Raw genomic sequence first — 17478 nt, forward strand, 5'->3', positions numbered from 1 at the left:
TCCTGAAGGTGACAACGATAAGAGAAATTGCATGCCGCTGCGGATATGACACACCTGATTCCGATAGAGCAAACGTCCTGATGCATGAAGACGTTTGCACGTCACATTGGCATGAGAACTCAATGCTTTTAAGGATAGAAATTATCTTGAAAAAAGTGAGAAATAGTATGGAACTCTCCGAAGAGAGCAATAGATAGCACCCAGCGGCAACACCTAGACCCTAGCCATCCGTTGTTGAAGACATGATGAGAAGGGACCATTCTTCTAAGCGGCACAGGTTGAAATGCTGCAATTTCGTTCTGAGACGATAGTGTTGCCCTATTCACACAGGACAGTTTGAAAACTGTTCTCTTGCCGGGAACAATCTGATTTAGATCAAGGCACTTTACTCTGGGGAGATATCAACAAAAGAGGAGATCTACCTTACAGTTTTCTGTGATCTGCATCATCCTTTTAGACTCTACAGAGAGAATTTAGGAGAGCGGCAATCCCTTACGACACATAGCCTTCCCATAAATCAGTGTTGTGGTATCAAACCCCCTGTCTCAAAATCTGCAGCGCAGGGTTGTTTCTTTACAATCAGGTCTAGGATGAACTCATCTTTCAGATAGCCTTCCCATAAATCAGTGTTGTGGTATCAAACCCCCTGTCTCAAAATCTGTAACGCAGGGTTGTTTCTTTACAGTCAGGTCTAGAGTGAACTCATCCTTAAGGAGGTTTCTCTATGCTTTGCCCCATGCGTTTAACAACCTTATTCCTTATGGGGTGTCTCTTAGCTGAGGCTCCCATGCCAGAAAGCTCACCTGGGCCAGACATCATGACTGCCCCAGAAATTGAGCAAACAGTTGAAGTCCAACCTCTACCCGACTCTGTTCGTAACCGTGTTCAAACGGAGCTTTCCAACTATCTCGGCATCCCGACTGACCAAATCAACATTGCCCGTTATAGTCATGAAACCTGGTTTGATGGCTGTCTGGGGTTGGGTGGCCCAGCCGAGTTATGCTTAGCGGCCCTGACGGAGGGGTGGCAAGTGGAAGCGATTGCACCAACGGGCGAAAGTTATTTTTATCGCACTGACCTGACTGGCAACCAGGTACGTCGTTCTACGTTGGACAATAATTTGCCGCCTTCCCTCGAAGCTCGGATTTTGCAAACGGTACACACCGATGTAACGGAAGCTGAGGGACGTGAACCGGCATTGTCTATTACCCAGGCCCAAACGAGAGTATGGGATGGTTGCTACGGTTTGCCCAGCGAAACAGGTGATTGCCCTGAAATTGCGATTATGGGCTGGCGGGCCATTGTTACCGATGGTGATTACCACTGGATTTATCACACCGACAATCTTGGCAACACGATTCTCTTAAATGAAGCAGCTAGTACGAATACTGTTATTCCAAACCTGATTACCGGCCCTATGTCTGGGCTCTCAGAGGCTGATACTACTTTTCAAAGTGTGAGTACTGGGGGAGGGGCAGATAAGGCTCGTGAAGTTGTCGTATTAGACATTGATGGGAAGCTTTCATATTCTCAGCAAGAGAATCAAATACCTGAAATTGACTCATAATTGTCTCCCAAAATAGATAGTGTTTCGAGAGTGCGTAAAAACTTGTCGAGACTCACCAACCACCTCGCCAATCCTTTTAGCCTCAAATTCTTCAGAGTAAACATGACGGACAATATGCCGAAAAGCTCTGTAGTTATCCAAACCTTGCAAACTTTCCCCAGAGATCACAGCAGGGCGTATCGTACCCATTTCCATTGCCAGCTGATGGAGTAACTGTTGATGCCAATTATTGCCAGCTGGTCGCTCACCATCGAGGGCAATTATTTCGAAAAACGCTCTACACCGTTGTAAGCACCTTGTAAATTCAAGGCAGCACTGTCAACGTATAGTTCATCGTCAGTTCGCTCAAATTTTTGCCAACTCAACACAGCACGTTCAAGAGCAACATTAATCGACTGAAATTCTTTAATAATTCGCTGGGCAAGTCTACTCAAACTTCAATGCCCTCTTCTTCAATCGATTCCATAATCCATGGCCGACAGGTGCCAGGGTTCACCAAATCCACCTTAAACTCCTCGCTATAGTCCATCACAGCCAAAAAGGCATCATAATACTGCTCACTTGGAATACCCCAAGCTACCAGATCAATATCCGAATCCAGCGAAAAATAGTCTGCCTTAATTGCAGAACCGAACACTTTTACTTGCGTTGCACCAAATCTATTTCTCAGCAGTGCCGTCAGTTCAGGGATGAGTTCTCAAGCCTTTTCCCAACGCGCTATCACTTCAGCAGACACTGGCCTTTTGGGTACCGTGTACTGCTTCCATTCTTCTGGTGTCAGCTCTAACGCAGTTTTAGCCATTAGTGTTCGAGCCTGAAACTTGGTCCAGCCCAATCTTAGCTGACCTCACTGCCCAACCCATGGAAAACCCTCTCCGTAGCGGTTTATCATAGGGAAAAGCATCAAATCCTCAATACACCTATGGATGTAATGGAATTTTTCCAGCATAGCGCTGGACAATGGCAATCCCAACGAACCACCCACCACCTGCCCTTCCGACGGGCTGAGTTGGGTGGCTCTAACATTACCGTCGAAGCCCTCGACAAAGCGAACGAAAAAATCATTGCCATTTGTGAACTCCACGAAATCGACCCAGCATTAGCTGTGGGTGGTGCCTATGTTGCCTGGAATGGTGAAATGGCCTGGGACCGCGATGGTGAAGGCAACCATGAAGGGACTACAGTTTTTGCCTTGGTTCCTGATCAGGACAATTCTCGCAAGGGTCGTCTGCTGCGTGAACGCGGTTATGCCGAAATCGTACCCGTAGTCGGTCGCTACGAAATGGATGATGAAGACGGGTTAATACTAGAGACCGAGTATGACACCATGAGCTCTGTCGAGCGCTTTTGGTTTGTCACCCCTGATCTACGGATGCGTAGCAGTATCGTCAAACGGTTTGGTGGGTTTAATACGGCATCCTTCTGTGCAGAAACCCGTGTGGTAGATGGCAAAGCAATCGAGGGAACGCCTTTGGCAGATACTGCAGCGGTTGAGGCATTTGACCAAACATCACAATTGGCAGCAATGGGTTGGTAGGGGCACTTCCTTGTGGATGCCCTTATGCTATGGGTATCTAAAATTTCGTAGGGGCATCCTTTTGTGGGAAGCCCCATTATTTTTGGGTTTGTAATCTCAATATAAGCTGGCGTTTGGCGATGGTTATGGATGGGGCAGCCACAAGGGCAGCCCCTACAAATGTTTATTTCTCCTTGGTTTTCTTCTCGGCCTTCGCCTTGGCTTCCAAGGTTTCCAATCGGCTCTTTAGATCTCGATTTAACTGCTTCAACTCATCAAGATCTTTGCGCAATTCATCGACTGCCTGATCAGCACCGATGGCCCTACGCACTTTACCCATGGCTTCTTCAGCACGGCGTTTTACGCGACCATCAGGGCTTTGCTCCGCTAGCCCTTGCAATACTCGCACTGCGCCAGAGACCTCCATTTGGCCTAAGGCCATGACAACAGCAACCTGGGTTAAGAAGAACTCTTCGCGGGCAATGGCTTCGAGGCGGTCTAGGATGCGATCGCAATTCACCTTACTCTGCCCCGCTGCAATCTTACCCAACGATCGAATTGCATTAAGCCGCAATGCTTGAGGAGTACCAATCTCGGTGTAGGGCAGCAACAAATCTAGAGCTGCTTCTGAAGATTTGAACACACTCAAACCACCCATAGCACCTGAACGCACCACTTCATTCCAACCTGCGCGCTCTTCTAGCACCATTTCCAGTAGCTTAAGCGTCTTTTTCTCTTTATTTTTACCATTGTCTAAAGTGCTAGAGCCCACTTTACCCAGGGCTGTGGCCGCTGCACCTTCAACGTAGTAGCTCTCATCACCGTTTTCAACAACAGATTTCAGGGCCTTATAGCTCGCTGCTGTTTTTACCCCAGACAAGGCATCTACCACTGCCCGACGCACTTTGGGATGCTGATCATCTAACCCTTTCAACAGTCCCTCAACGGCCTGATCCAGCTGAATCGTAGCCAGGGCTTCGGCCACTTCGGCCCGAACCGCCCAAAAAGAATCTTTCAGTAGGGCTGCGCCCAGGGTCTCTACCGCTTCTAACGTGCCTTTTTTAGCAATGGCCTTCGCAGCGTATACGCGAGAGATAGGATCAGGATCATACTTGAGTTGGGATTGGAGCTCTTTTAATGGGTACTCCAACTTAACGGTTTTGAGAGTATGGTTGCCCACATCAAAACTAATAAAGTCAGGCTTTTTCTGAAGTGGGAAGTAGAAGGCCTGCTGCCGTTCGTGAATTCTCACGGTTACGGTTTGTACATTGACCGTGTCATTCTCAATATAGCCAAACCCCATGGGAATCTTCAGGTCAAAGAGTCCTTCTTGCACCTGGGATTTGCCATCGGCCACCTGGGTCTGAGTCACCATAAGCTTCACAAGATTACTATCGCCATCCCAGCTGTAGCTAATGGAATAATCAGGATGTCCACCACGATAAACATATTGATCAAACAGATAGCGGAGATTCTTGCCAGTTGCTTTGTCAATGGCCCGTAATACATCTACCGTTTCCACAGTGGTGTGGGCATTCTCGGTGAGAAGAGTTTTCAATGTTTTAGTAAACAACTGATCCCCCAAGGCTTCACGAATCATGTGATAAACACAGGAGCCTTTTTCGTATATATGTCGGTCGTATAGCTCAATGGGCTCTCGATAAATGTGAGTAACTAGCGGACGACGGTAGCGACTAGCATCTTCAGCGAGATACGCACGGGCATGGTTGAGATGATAATACATGGCCTCATCACGGCCATAGGCTTCTTCTAACCACAACACTTCTGAATACGTGGCCATGCCTTCTTTTACCCAAGCATGGGACCAATGGTTAATAACTATCAGATCACCAAACCACTGGTGGGCCAGCTCATGGGCCACCAACGTTTCAGACCGAAGGTCGTCGATAGCAGCCCGCTTATCTAACAAACAGCGATCGGTCAGCAACGTGGTGGTCGTGTTCTCCATACCACCAAAGATGAAGTCAGCCGGACAGGCTTGATCATAGTTGGAGAAGGGATAATCGTAGCCAAACACCTGACTAAATTTCTCCATCATCTGGGGCGTTTTCCCCATGGTCAGCTCAATTTGATCCTTGCGCCCTTTAGCCACGTAATACCGCACGGGACGACCGCGCCATTCGGCTTCAATGCTATCGTATTCACCAATGGCCAACGTCATCAGATAGCTAGGATGAACCTTATCTAGCTTCCAGTGATAGATTTTGGCTTTGCCATCCTCTTCGGTAGAGATTAATTCTCCATTAGACAGGGCAAAATACTTTTTCGGTACCCGTACCCGCACTTCAGATGTCGCCAGTTGACCTGGGTAATCAAAGCAGGGAAACCAAAAACGAGAGTCTTCATCTTCCCCCTGGGTCCACACCTGATAAGGCTTTTCAGGATAGTGCTCGTCGGGTGCAATAAAGTAAATGCCCCGCTGGGGCTCTTTCACGCCATAGGTAATGACAAGGGTAATCGTCTGCCCCGCCAATGTAGGTTTATTGAGGTGAATGTGCAGCTGTTCACCGTCATAGTCAAAGGACTGCTGCTCGTCGTCGATCGTGATTGAATCGACGGACAAACTAACGGCATCAAGGGTCAAACTCTCAATCCCATTGCGTACCGGATTGAGGCGAATGGCACAGGTACCTTTATAGCTTTTCTTAGGAATATCAAAGTCTAGATCAAGGGCTATGTGCTCAACCTGTCCAGGACGGTCAGGATTATAGTGGGGCGATGCACCGGGAAGCGCGAAGGGTTTATGGCCGTTTTCATCGGCATTGAAATAGGCAGCGACGGACATAGAGAATTTGTGGTGGGTGAAGGCCCTATCCTCCAGTCCCTGCTCCCTGGGGAAAGGATTGAGGGCGAGGGATCAAGGGCAACGTATTAGCAATTTAGGTTAACGTTTTCCCTAGGATTACGCCGCTACACTTTGGGATATTTAAAGTGTCTCTGGAGCGAGACCTTTAGTTTTCGGAGAGGAAACTTAAAGTTCAGCGATTGACCGTGGCTCTAAGCTAAATAGGACAAACGTGTTTGAGATGTGCCGTTAAATGAACGCCATTGCGACTCGCTCTATTAACCGCTTGATCAATGGAGCCTTGGCCATTAAGCCCCTGGCCAATTTTGCTAAGGATCGTGCCCGCAACATGATGATCAAACGGGCTGAATCTATTGGGGTGTATTGGCTAGATGAGGTGGCCCAACTGCGATCGCGAGGTGGCGATCAGCCATTTAACCCGGTTTGGGAAAAGGAAAGAGAGGAAATTTGCGATCGCAACCTCACCTATCCCGACTATTACCTCACCAGCTTTCACGCCTACGAAGAAGGCAACCTTGGCTGGGAACCTGCCCTAGAGGAATCGGTGGCAGCCAAAGCCGTCCATGCCCGTCTGTGGCCCGAAGGCGATGCCCAAGGCGACTTGCGTCTACGTCAAAGCCATCTTGATGTCCTGCTTGAAAAATTACCGACACCCCCCGAAACCATCATGGACATTGGCTGTAGCACCGGACTCAGCACCCGCGCATTGCAACGGGCCTATCCCCAGGCAACCACCGTCGGTGTAGATCTATCCGACTACTTTTTAACCGTAGCCCAGTACCAAGCAAATGCAGCTACAGATGGCCTTAAAACGCCCCAGTGGATACATGCCGCCGCCGAGAAGACCGGCTTTGCTGATCAGTCCGTGGATTTAGTCTCAGCGTCTTTGCTATTCCATGAGTTACCTGTTTCCGCAGCCCTGGATGTCATCCACGAAGGATATCGAATCCTACGAGCCGGTGGCCATTTCACCATCATGGACATGAATCCCCAGTCGGAGGTGTACAAGAAAATGCCTGGCTATGTCCTCACCCTACTTAAGAGCACAGAACCCTACCTCGATAAGTACTTTGCTCTGGATTTACATCAGGTGCTGATGGATGCAGGTTTTGCTCAGCCGAGCCAGACGATTAATACCTCTCGGCACCGTGTGGTCATTGCCCAGAAGCCTGCCTAGTTGTCTGGCAAAGCTGAGAGTCAACCAACTTTATTAATGACTTGTAACGTTCTGATTACACACCTTTAAGAAATCCAGGAGATGGCTGGGAATCAATATTTTTATTCTTACAGTGGTTAACAAGGCTGGACAGTTGCCGCCTGGCAGCTATAAAACAGCCTGATTCCTACAGCCACGTTGTCTTGGCTGAGAATCTATGTTGAATACCTTTGGTCTAAATCATTTGGCCCACGCTCTAGAAACTGGCCCTAACGTCTATGGACTTTGTAACATTTCCTTGGTTAACCACCATCATCTTGCTGCCCATTGTGGCAGCATTAATTTTGCCGTTCATCCCAGATACGGATGGCAAAACAATACGGTGGTATTCCCTCATTGTTGGGTTAATTGATTTTGCCCTAATTGTCACTGCCTTTGTGACTGTTTATGATCCCACTAGCTCCGGGATGCAACTGGTGGAAAGCTACAGCTGGGTGCCAGCCCTAGATCTCAAGTGGTCAGTCGGCGTAGATGGCCTCTCGATGCCGCTGGTATTATTGACCGGCTTTATTACCACCCTGGCTGTCTTGGCATCATGGCCAGTCACCCTGAAACCCAAGCTTTTCTACTTCTTGCTGCTGTCAATGTACGGCGCTCAGATTGCAGTATTTGCAGTACAGGATATGCTGCTCTTCTTCCTGGTATGGGAGCTGGAGCTGATTCCTGTGTACTTGCTGCTGTCAATTTGGGGAGGTAAGCGACGTCTGTACGCAGCCACAAAGTTTATCCTCTACACCGCTGGCGGTTCACTCTTTATTTTGGTAGCAGCCCTAGCCATGGCCTTCTACGGTGACACTGTCACCTTTGACATGCAGGCACTGATGGCTAAGGAATTTCCCATTCGCCTACAGCTCTGGCTATATACCGCATTCTTAGTAGCCTATGCAGTGAAGCTACCCATCTTCCCACTGCATACCTGGCTGCCTGACGCCCATGGTGAAGCCACAGCTCCAGTGCACATGCTACTGGCAGGCATTCTACTGAAGATGGGGGGCTATGCCCTAATTCGCATGAATGTGGAAATGCTGCCCGATGCCCATGCCATCGTGGCCCCCGGACTGATCCTATTTGGCGTCATCAATATTATTTACGCGGCGCTGACATCCTTTGCTCAGCGTAACCTCAAGCGTAAGATCGCCTACTCATCCATTTCCCATATGGGCTTTGTGATCATTGGTATTGCATCCTTTACCAATCTTGGAATGAGCGGTGCGGTACTGCAAATGGTGTCCCATGGATTGATTGGGGCGAGCCTGTTCTTCTTAGTGGGCGCGACCTATGATCGTACCCACACACTGATTCTGCCGGAAATGGGCGGTGTTGGTACCAAGATGCCGAAAATCTTTGCCATGTTTACAGCCTGTTCCATGGCATCCCTGGCTTTACCTGGCATGAGCGGTTTTGTAGCTGAGCTGATGGTCTTTGTAGGCTTTGCCAACAGCGATGCCTACAGTTTTAACTTCAAGCTGGTGATGATTCTGCTGATGGCAGTGGGTGTAATTTTGACCCCGATCTATCTGCTGTCAATGTTACGGGAAATCTTCTTTGGTCCTGAGAACAAGGAGTTAACCGAACATCAGGCACTGATTGATGCAGAACCTCGCGAAGTATTTATCATCGCTTGTTTACTGATTCCCATCGTTGGCTTTGGCCTCTATCCAAAGCTACTCACTCAGGTGTATGACGCTAAAACGATGCAGGTGAGCGAGAGTTTGCGTACAGAGCTGTTTGCCATTGCCGATCGGCAACCGCCGCTGCCCATCGGCAATATCCCAACCACCAAGGCACCAGCCATCGGCCAATAGGTCCCGTGTGTAGAGGTGTTCCATGGAACGCCTCTACACATGGAAAAAATTCTTATCCTCTACTAAACTATCGATCTTTACAAGGTTACCCCTTGACAAGGTCGATGGTTTTCTTTATTTCTTAAGCACTCCTACACCAAGATCATCACATTGAATCTGAATCGCTTTGCAGGTGTCATTAACTTCTTTTCGGTGCGAGATTGGGCACTGGAAGCAAGACTACTGCGATGGTTGACCATGCTTTGGTTATTCATCGGCTTGGTAGTTCTATTTTCAGCATCCTTTCCAGTGGCTGATGCAGAAGTTGGTGATGGTGCCCGCTATTTCAAGGCCCAGATTTTATGGATTCTTGTGGGTCTCCTCATGTCTCGGTGGATTACACGCAATCCTCTCAGACTAGTCATGCAGTTTTCTGGGCTGGGATTGTTTGTGTGTTTGGGATTAATCGTAGCAACACATATTCCAGGTTTGGGCGTTACTGTTAACGGGGCGACCCGCTGGCTTCCACTGGGGCCATTCCTGATTCAACCTTCGGAACTTCTAAAGCCCTTTTTGATTTTGCAGAGTGCCAGACTATTTGGTCGCTGGCACCGGTTCCGTAATACGATGCGGTGGCTATGGTTAGGAATATTTGCCCTTTGCTTGTTAGCAATCTTGGTGCAGCCTAATCTCAGCACCACTGCTGTTTGTGGCATTACGCTGTGGCTGATTGCTTGGGCGTCGGGCCGTCCCTATGGGCAACTGATGATGACAGCTGGCACTGGGGTAGTCGCTGCTTTACTGAGTATTAGCATTAAGGCCTACCAACGGGAGCGGATTATCTCATTCTTAGATCCCTGGGCCCAGGCGAGTGATAATGGCTATCAGCTGGTGCAGAGTCTTTACGCCATTGGTTCTGGTGGTCTATGGGGTACCGGTTTTGGCATGGGTCAGCAGAAGCTGGGGTATCTACCGATTCAATATACTGATTTTATTTTTTCGGTCTACGCCGAGGAATTTGGCTTTATCGGGGCAGTCATGCTGCTGCTGTTTTTAGCGGTTTTTAGCACCGTTGCCCTGCTAGTAGCGCTGAAAGCAAAATCATCAGTTAATCGCCTAATTGCCATTGGTTGCATGGTATTACTAGTGGGCCAGTCTCTGATCAATATTGGAGTAGCAACGGGCTCTTTACCCACCACTGGGCTACCATTCCCCATGATGAGTTACGGCGGTAGCTCGATGATGTCTAGCTTAGTGATTGCTGGGCTCTTGATTCGCGTTGCTCGTGAGGCACATGAAGCAGATATTGTGGCGATGACTGAGCAACCCATTCGTCCCAGGCGTTATCGACCTGGCAGTCGTCGTCGTCGCCATGGGCAACAGCCTCAAACAGCGCCTACTAAAGCTAAGCAGATACCTGACAAACGAATTTTTCGCCCTCGTCCTCCCACACGGATTCACCCTGAAGTGAATGCAAAACCAAAGCTCAGTAGCAAGCCCATCCGCAAACGTAAGCGAATACGAAGCATTTAATGTTTCGATACAACTACAATTAGGAAAGTTAAGAAGCTATGGACAGGGGTCCGTAGGTAACGTTGATTTGCAGCCCGATTTTGTATGTGGGAAACGCTTCAGCTCAGTCTTTATAACCTTAGTCAGCTGGCTAATCAGTGGGTAGGCGCTCAGCTAAACCATCTTTCGTTGGCCAGTGTTGCCATTATTATGGCGGCTGGTTTACTCACCAGCCTGACACCATGCATGTTGTCCATGCTGCCGATCACAGTGGGCTACATGGGCAGTTATGAGCTTGAGAATCGCTGGCAGGCCGTTGGCCAATCTAGCTGGTTTGCTTTGGGTTTAGCCACTACCCTGGCTGGGCTAGGTGTGGTGGCCAGCAGTCTGGGCTGGGTCTATGGTCAGGTAGGTGTGGGCTTGCCCATTGTGGTGAGTGCGATCGCAATCATCATGGGCCTCAATCTCCTCGAAGCTTTACCGCTACCGCCTTTGCCGTCCTACAGCGGCATGGACTTTATGCAAAACAATATTCCGCGATCGCTAAAGTCCTACTTGCTCGGTCTCACCTTCGGCTTAGTGGCCTCACCCTGTAGTACCCCAGTGCTTGCCACATTATTGGCCTGGGTTGGTCAAAAAGGCGATCCGATTCTGGGTAGCTCTCTGTTACTGGCTTATACGATCGGGTATGTTACCCCGCTGGTCATTGCCGGTATTTTCACAGCTTCGATCAAAAAAATTCTGACCATTCGCCAATGGTCTGGTTGGATCACTCCTACTAGCGGTATTCTGCTCATTGGCTTTGGCGTCTTTTCACTGGTATCACGGTTTATGCCAGTTGCCTAATATACAGACGTTACATACAACGTCTCTCCATCAACATTTCCTATGCCTGCTGCCCTCAAACGTTATTTCAAAAAAGAACTGATTCCTCTGCTTGCAGATTTGCGTCTTGCCATCGTTTTGCTGCTGGTGATTGCCGTATTCAGCATCCTGGGTACCGTCATCGAACAAGGGCAAAGCCTAGCCTTTTATCAACAGAACTATCCAGAAGACCCAGCTCTATTCGGTTTTCTTAGCTGGAAAGTACTACTCATAGCAGGCTTGGACCACGTATATCGCACTTGGTGGTACCTCTCCCTACTAATTCTCTTTGGCGGCAGTCTCACCGCCTGCACTTTCACGCGGCAAATTACGGCCCTAAGGTGGTTTTCACGCACCTGGAACTTCTACAGCAAGCCGCGCCAGTTTGAAAAAATGGCCCTCAGCACCGAGATTAATCAGGGCTCTCTTGACCAGCTCACCGCACTATTGGAAGAAAAACGCTACAAAACCTTCCATAAAGACGGCACCATGCTCTACGCCCATAAAGGTTTAGCAGGGCGCATCGGTCCCATCTTGGTTCATGCCAGCATGCTGATCATTTTGCTGGGAGCCATGTATGGAGCCATGACCGGGTTCTTTGCCCAGGAGATGGTACCCAGCGGCAATACATTTACAGTGCAAAACATTTTTGATGCCGGACCTTGGGCAGGTCCTCAAATTCCCAAAGATTGGTCGGTAAAAGTGAATCGCTTTTGGATTGACTACAGCCCTGAAGGACGTGTTGATCAGTTTTACTCAGACCTATCGGTTCTGAACGACCAAGGTGACGAAGTTAAACGTAAAACCGTATGGGTGAATGAGCCCCTACGTTATCGCAATGTCACCATGTACCAAGCGGATTGGTCCATTGCAGGAGTGCGGGTGAAAGTCAATAATAGTCCCATTTTGCAATTACCCATGGCCCCCATAGCCACTGAAGATGGCGGTAAGCTTTGGGGAACTTGGGTACCCACCAAACCCGACATGAGTGCTGGCGTATCGCTGATTACCCAGGATTTACAGGGAACTTTGTTGGTTTACAACGAGCAAGGTGAGCTAATTTCCACGGTGCGAGAAGGCATGTCGGTGGACGTTAATGGGGTGACTCTATCAGTGGCTGAAATTATTGGCAGTACTGGCCTCCAGATCAAAGCAGATCCAGGTGTACCCTTTGTTTACTTAGGCTTTGCGTTACTGATGTTGGGGGTGATTATGAGCTATATCTCCCACTCTCAAGTTTGGGCATTACAAGAAGGGAATCAGCTTTATGTGGGAGGCCGGACTAACCGGGCTCAGGTAGTGTTTGAGCGAGAATTAGTCGCAGTGTTGGATGAACTAAGCACTCAGGCAGATGCCGAACCAACGGAGGAATTAGTCGTTTTCTAGAGAACATTTTCTATGGGGCAATTGTCACCAACCATATTAAAAACAAGATAATCGAGAACCCTATCCAGTCAGGAGCAGTTCTAGAATGAAAACCCTTGCAAAATGGTCTATCAACGACTATCACCAGATGGTAGCAGCGGGTATTTTAGATAATCGCCAGGTGGAGCTGCTAGCGGGGGAGACATCATCGAAACGGCACCGGAAACCCCACTCCCTTACAATGTTGCCAAACGGGATTCTCGCTATCTAGAAACCTTGCTCCAGGGTAAGGCTGATGTTCGCTTCAATGGTCCCATCACTTTGGCAGCTTCCGAACCGGAGCCAGATATAGCTATTGTTCGGTTACCAGAGTCTACCTACGACAATCGTCATCCTTATCCTCAAGACATTTCAGGTGCATCGATTTGTTATGCGACTTTTTATGAATTAACGCCGTTGCCATTCCAATTTGGGCACGCCTAGCCTCTTGGCAAACGTTCCATCCCAATCGACTTTCAGGCCAACACGTTCAAGTTCTTCACGAATAACGTTTCCGATTTCCGGCCCCTTGGTTTCTTCCTCAGTTGGATCGACTGGGCCAAACGCGAAGTACAGGCCACCACCATACACAGCACGTTCAAGGTCCTGTCCGTGATAGAAGCAATAACCCAGAACTGACGACTTGTTCGGGTGATTCTCATAAGCATCAAGAAAGTCTTCATAGCCATCGCTTTGCGTGTAGCCCGCATTTTGTAATGCGATAATCCCGCGTTCGTTGATTGCGGCAAAAGCTGAATCGAGGCGATCACAATCAGTCACCTCGGGCCATGTTTGTTTTTCCGCTTCCCATGTTTCGAATTCAACGTCAATTGCCGCCGACACTTCGTCTGGCTCAAGGTCTCCAGGCGCGTACATCTCCTCGCAGAAGATATCCATCAGGCGGTTCTTGCGGTAGAACCCTGAGCGAACCAAAGCGGCAATTTCTTGAACGGTTTCTGAACTGAGCATTGTGATGATTCAGATACGCGAGTGGAATCAGCAACATACCGATTGAGTCCAGCGGCGATTAATAGCCTTGTTATTCGACCGAGCATCTTTAATCGCCTTCGACTGCGGTTATATCGCTAGGTTAAGCGATTCGCTTCAGTGTATCCAATCCATCGTTCAGAGTTTCGTCATCTGCGTGTTCAACACCGAAAACTGCATCCATCAAAGCAAACATCTGATGATAAAAAGGCGATCGCTCCAGTAATGATCCAACTACCGGATAAGTTAAGGCAAGCTGCTCAACAAACAGACTGCCATAACTGGCAAACAGCCCTGCTATGTCCCAACCAGGATCACCCCACCCTAATGAACCGAAGTCAATAACACCCGTGATATTCTTTTCACCGTCCCACAGAATATTACTCGAACCAAAGTCACCGTGTCGCAGCACACAAGGTAGGTTCGGCAGTTGCTCGATATGGGATTGAATTTGAGAACGCAAAACTTTGGCAGTCGTAGAAGTTACCTTAGGAAAAACAAATCGCTCTGCTTTATCAAGAAAATTCGTCCACCATCTTTGATCGATGCAGGGTAAATCAATATCACCCAAGACAACTGACTCGATCTCATGTAGAGACTTCAAGAAACTACCAAGCTGAGTTGCTAGATGCTCTTGGGTTAAGTTGCTAAGATTTTGCACTGACCATAGCGGTTCACCTGGAAGTCGGGAATGAAGGGTCACAATTTCATCTCCAACCTCTACGATTTGCATAACGGGAACTGGCAGAACAAGCAGGTTACGAAGTCGTGGTAAAACAGACACTTCTTGACGAACTCCTGCGACCGCTTCAATATTTCGAGGACGACGAATTACAACATTACCTAAGACAGCAACATCACTGTTTTGGCTGTCGAACAGTTCCATAAAAGAGTTTCAATCAACACTAAAGGTTTCTGCTCAAAATCCATAGTAGGTTGTTCGATTGCTCAATAGTTATTGCTCAATAGTTATTGCTCAATAGTTATTGCCCAATAGCCTATAACTAAGGCAGCCAGGGATATTGGCTAAAATCAGGCGGACGTTTTTCCAGAAAAGCCTGTTTTCCTTCAGCACCTTCTTCTGTCAAGTAATACAGCAACGTAGCATTACCCGCTAATTCTTGCAGACCAGCTTGACCATCGCAGTCGGCATTAAATGCGGACTTAAGACAGCGAATGGCAGTAGGGCTTTTTTGAAGAACTTCCTGTGCCCACTGAATGCCTTCTGCTTCTAGCTGTTCCACGGGGACAACATGGTTTACCAGTCCCATATTCAGTGCCTGTTGGGCATCGTACTGACGACAGAGAAACCAGATCTCGCGCGCTTTTTTCTGACCGACAATGCGGGCCAGATAGCTAGCCCCAAAGCCCCCATCAAAACTCCCCACCTTAGGGCCAGTCTGACCGAATATGGCATTATCCGCAGCAATGGTCAGGTCACAAATCAAATGCAATACATGGCCACCGCCAATGGCATAGCCTGCCACCAGGGCAATGACTACCTTGGGCATGGATCGAATCAGCCGCTGCAGATCTAGCACATTCAATCGAGGAATGCCATCAGCCCCTACATAGCCTGCTTTACCACGCACGCTCTGGTCACCACCTGCACAAAAGGCATACTTGCCATCGGTGTGGGGACCCGCTCCGGTCAACAGAACAACACCGATGGAGGTGTCTTCTCGCGCATCACAAAAAGCTTCGTAGAGTTCAAATACTGTTTTGGGGCGAAAGGCATTGCGTTTGTGGGGACGATTAATGGTGATCTTCGCAATGCCATTGGCCTTGTGATAAAAAATATCCTCATAGGTTTTGACAGATTGCCAATCAACTTGCATGGTGTGTCTGCTGGTGAATGATCGCCCGATGGGCAATGCCCACCCTACCATTCACTACTCACCACTCACCATTCTCTAATCATTACAAGGCCGTTACAAAGCCAGATCGCAGCAGTCAAAACCATGACATTTACGGGAGAATAGTCGCTAGAGAAAAATAGTGGCTTCAAGTTTTAGCCCCACTGTGCAAATTCATGGCTTACTACTGGTTCAAAGCATTTCATATTTTTGGTGTCGTGGCCTGGTTTGCAGGTCTTTTCTATCTGGCACGTTTATTCATCTATCATGTCGAGGCTGACATGGAGATTGAACCCGCTCAGAGTATTTTGAAAAAGCAATACAGCATTATGGAAAAGCGGCTGTATAACATCATCACTACACCAGCCATGGTGTTAACTGTGGCCATGGCCATAGGCTTACTCACAGTTATGCCTGAATATCTTCATCAGGGGTGGATGCACGCCAAACTTGGCTTTGTAGGATTGCTATTGATCTATCACTTTTACTGTGGTCGCTTAATTAAGCAGTTAGAAAATGGCGAATGTATGTGGAACAGTAAAACGTTGCGGCTCTTTAATGAGGGACCCACTTTATTACTGGTGATCATTGTCATGCTGGTCATCTTTAAGAACCAGTTTCCCACTAGCGCCACCACATGGTTGATTGTGGCTTTAACTATTTCGTTTTTGGCAACTATTCAGCTCTATGCCCGAAAGCGTCGCTTAGATAAAGAAAGAGAAGTGGCAGAGGCTACTGACAAGACGAAACAGGCCTTGTCATCTTAGCCATGGGATATGGTATTGACTAACCTGCAAAAAACAATAAACTTTTGCAGGTTACAGCTCTAGGGGAAATGCCTTGTACGATAGCTGCCTGAGTAGCAGTATTTGGCATCCCAAGAGATGTCATAAACTATCAGGTTTCGACTTTGAACCAGTTGTCAAATGTGAACTTTATATTGGCTTGATAAAGTCTCAGCCAACCACTACGGCTTCCTGGTTCGGCATTGGTTGCCCCAGACCTGGTAAAAACTTTTTAGCCATAGCAGGACTTTCCTCTAGCAAGTATGTCAAGAAGCTTTCAGCTACTACAGAAAGCTGCTTACCGGCTAAATGACCAACATACCACTGGCGAGGAATGGGAAAACCTTCAACATCAAGAATGGCAAATTCACCACTCGTGCCTTCAGAAATAATGGTGTGTTGGGATAGGACCGAAACACCTAGACCACCAGCAATCCCTTGCTTAATGGCTTCATTACTACCCAGTTCAAGACGGACTTTTACATCCACATTATTAGCGGCAAATAGCTTTTGTACCGCTTCGCGAGTACCTGAACCTGGCTCACGCATAATGAAGGGCTCGTTATTTAAGGCCTCAATCGGTATATTTGCTTTGCCAGCCAGTGGATGATCTGTAGGCGCAATTACCACCAGCGGGTTATCCAAAAAGGGATAAGTTTTGAGATCAGGCTGGCTGGGCAGTTGGCTGAAAATAAACAAATCATCCCGATTATTGATCATACGCTCCTGAATATTTTGGTGATTTGTCACCTTGAGCGAAATGTCAATGCCAGGATAGCGCTTGCAAAATGGTCCTAACAGGCGTGGAACGAAATATTTGGCAGTTGTAATGACAGCTATACTCAAGCGCCCCTGTTTCATGCCTTTAAGATCGGCAATGGACATTTCAAACTGAGATAGCCCTTGAAAAATTTCTTGACAGGTTTCTAGTAGCTTTTTACCAGCCTGGGTCAGGTATAACCGCTTACCAATTTGTTCAAATAATGGCAATCCTACAGCTTTTGTAAGCTGCTTGACTTGTATTGATACTGTTGGCTGGGTTAAATAAAGTTCTTCGGCTGCACGGGTAAAACTACCGTGGCGCGCAGTTGCTTCAAATACCTTGAGCTGATGGAGCGTCGCATGAATCACGGTCTGAGTCCTCGTTGCAGCTAGCGGTA

Annotated in this window: 16 protein-coding genes and 1 pseudogene; 9 read left to right on the forward strand and 8 right to left on the reverse strand. The window is 48.1% G+C overall.

Annotation, left to right across the window (positions count from 1 at the left end):
- The first annotated feature begins 724 nt into the window (after positions 1-724).
- The gene (locus SPB21_RS18470; RefSeq protein WP_250565612.1) at positions 725-1567 is read left to right on the forward strand and encodes a DUF8738 domain-containing protein; all 843 of its coding nucleotides are present in this window, start codon (positions 725-727) and stop codon (positions 1565-1567) included.
- On the opposite strand, the gene SPB21_RS18475 is transcribed toward SPB21_RS18470, so the two are convergent.
- Genes SPB21_RS18475 through SPB21_RS18485 form a run of 3 tightly spaced genes read right to left on the reverse strand, consistent with a single transcriptional unit; the run spans position 1562 to position 2204 of the window.
- A complete protein-coding gene (locus SPB21_RS18475) occupies positions 1562-1831 on the reverse strand; it encodes a ribonuclease toxin HepT-like protein (RefSeq protein ID WP_431732096.1) in 270 nt (89 codons plus the stop codon). The two genes, SPB21_RS18470 and SPB21_RS18475, sit on opposite strands and share 6 nt — an antisense overlap.
- The gene (locus SPB21_RS18480; RefSeq protein ID WP_163696686.1) at positions 1828-2001 is read right to left on the reverse strand and encodes a hypothetical protein; all 174 of its coding nucleotides are present in this window, start codon (positions 1999-2001) and stop codon (positions 1828-1830) included. Before SPB21_RS18480 ends, SPB21_RS18475 begins: the two co-directional genes overlap by 4 nt.
- A complete protein-coding gene (locus SPB21_RS18485) occupies positions 1998-2204 on the reverse strand; it encodes a hypothetical protein (RefSeq protein ID WP_499867375.1) in 207 nt (68 codons plus the stop codon). Before SPB21_RS18485 ends, SPB21_RS18480 begins: the two co-directional genes overlap by 4 nt.
- A 285-nt stretch (positions 2205-2489) precedes the next feature.
- Between SPB21_RS18485 and SPB21_RS18490 the strand changes: the two genes are divergently transcribed.
- Complete coding sequence (locus SPB21_RS18490) at positions 2490-3104, forward strand: phycobiliprotein lyase (protein ID WP_163661911.1); 615 nt, start codon at positions 2490-2492, stop codon at positions 3102-3104.
- A 163-nt stretch (positions 3105-3267) separates the two neighbouring features.
- Here the strand turns inward: SPB21_RS18490 and SPB21_RS18495 are convergent, their stop codons facing one another.
- On the reverse strand, positions 3268-5889 hold the full coding sequence (locus tag SPB21_RS18495; protein ID WP_499867377.1) for a M1 family aminopeptidase: 2622 nt from the start codon (positions 5887-5889) through the stop codon (positions 3268-3270).
- Between the two features lie 253 nt (positions 5890-6142).
- Here SPB21_RS18495 and SPB21_RS18500 point away from each other — a divergent pair, with 253 nt between their 5' ends.
- The 6 genes and pseudogenes from SPB21_RS18500 to SPB21_RS18525 form a co-directional block, all read left to right on the forward strand.
- Positions 6143-7087, forward strand: coding sequence for a class I SAM-dependent methyltransferase (locus SPB21_RS18500; protein ID WP_499867379.1), 945 nt, complete (start codon positions 6143-6145; stop codon positions 7085-7087).
- 257 nt (positions 7088-7344) lie between these two features.
- The gene (locus SPB21_RS18505; protein WP_163661917.1) at positions 7345-8931 is read left to right on the forward strand and encodes an NAD(P)H-quinone oxidoreductase subunit 4; all 1587 of its coding nucleotides are present in this window, start codon (positions 7345-7347) and stop codon (positions 8929-8931) included.
- 150 nt (positions 8932-9081) lie between these two features.
- Complete coding sequence (locus SPB21_RS18510) at positions 9082-10443, forward strand: FtsW/RodA/SpoVE family cell cycle protein (protein ID WP_499061297.1); 1362 nt, start codon at positions 9082-9084, stop codon at positions 10441-10443.
- A gap of 84 nt (positions 10444-10527) precedes the next feature.
- A complete protein-coding gene (locus SPB21_RS18515) occupies positions 10528-11268 on the forward strand; it encodes a cytochrome c biogenesis protein CcdA (RefSeq protein ID WP_163661920.1) in 741 nt (246 codons plus the stop codon).
- A 42-nt stretch (positions 11269-11310) separates the two neighbouring features.
- Positions 11311-12672, forward strand: coding sequence for a cytochrome c biogenesis protein (locus tag SPB21_RS18520; protein ID WP_499867380.1), 1362 nt, complete (start codon positions 11311-11313; stop codon positions 12670-12672).
- A gap of 85 nt (positions 12673-12757) precedes the next feature.
- Positions 12758-13062: pseudogene (locus SPB21_RS18525) on the forward strand (Uma2 family endonuclease); the annotation flags it as partial.
- Between the two features lie 36 nt (positions 13063-13098).
- On the opposite strand, the gene SPB21_RS18530 reads toward SPB21_RS18525, so the two are convergent.
- The 3 genes from SPB21_RS18530 to menB form a co-directional block, all read right to left on the reverse strand.
- On the reverse strand, positions 13099-13659 hold the full coding sequence (locus SPB21_RS18530; protein ID WP_163661925.1) for a DUF6891 domain-containing protein: 561 nt from the start codon (positions 13657-13659) through the stop codon (positions 13099-13101).
- Between the two features lie 121 nt (positions 13660-13780).
- Positions 13781-14563, reverse strand: coding sequence for an aminoglycoside phosphotransferase family protein (locus tag SPB21_RS18535; protein ID WP_163661927.1), 783 nt, complete (start codon positions 14561-14563; stop codon positions 13781-13783).
- 118 nt (positions 14564-14681) lie between these two features.
- The gene (gene menB, locus SPB21_RS18540; RefSeq protein WP_163661929.1) at positions 14682-15515 is read right to left on the reverse strand and encodes a 1,4-dihydroxy-2-naphthoyl-CoA synthase; all 834 of its coding nucleotides are present in this window, start codon (positions 15513-15515) and stop codon (positions 14682-14684) included.
- Between the two features lie 194 nt (positions 15516-15709).
- Between menB and hemJ the strand changes: the two genes are divergently transcribed.
- Positions 15710-16300: a protoporphyrinogen oxidase HemJ gene (hemJ, locus tag SPB21_RS18545; RefSeq protein ID WP_163661931.1), complete on the forward strand. Its 591-nt coding sequence runs from the start codon at positions 15710-15712 to the stop codon at positions 16298-16300.
- 189 nt (positions 16301-16489) lie between these two features.
- Here hemJ and SPB21_RS18550 read toward each other — a convergent pair whose 3' ends face one another.
- On the reverse strand, positions 16490-17449 hold the full coding sequence (locus SPB21_RS18550) for a LysR substrate-binding domain-containing protein (protein WP_163661932.1): 960 nt from the start codon (positions 17447-17449) through the stop codon (positions 16490-16492).
- Positions 17450-17478 lie beyond the last annotated feature (29 nt).

This window comes from Leptothoe sp. ISB3NOV94-8A, assembly GCF_043421595.1.
Lineage (GTDB): Bacteria > Cyanobacteriota > Cyanobacteriia > Phormidesmidales > Phormidesmidaceae > Leptothoe > Leptothoe turfae.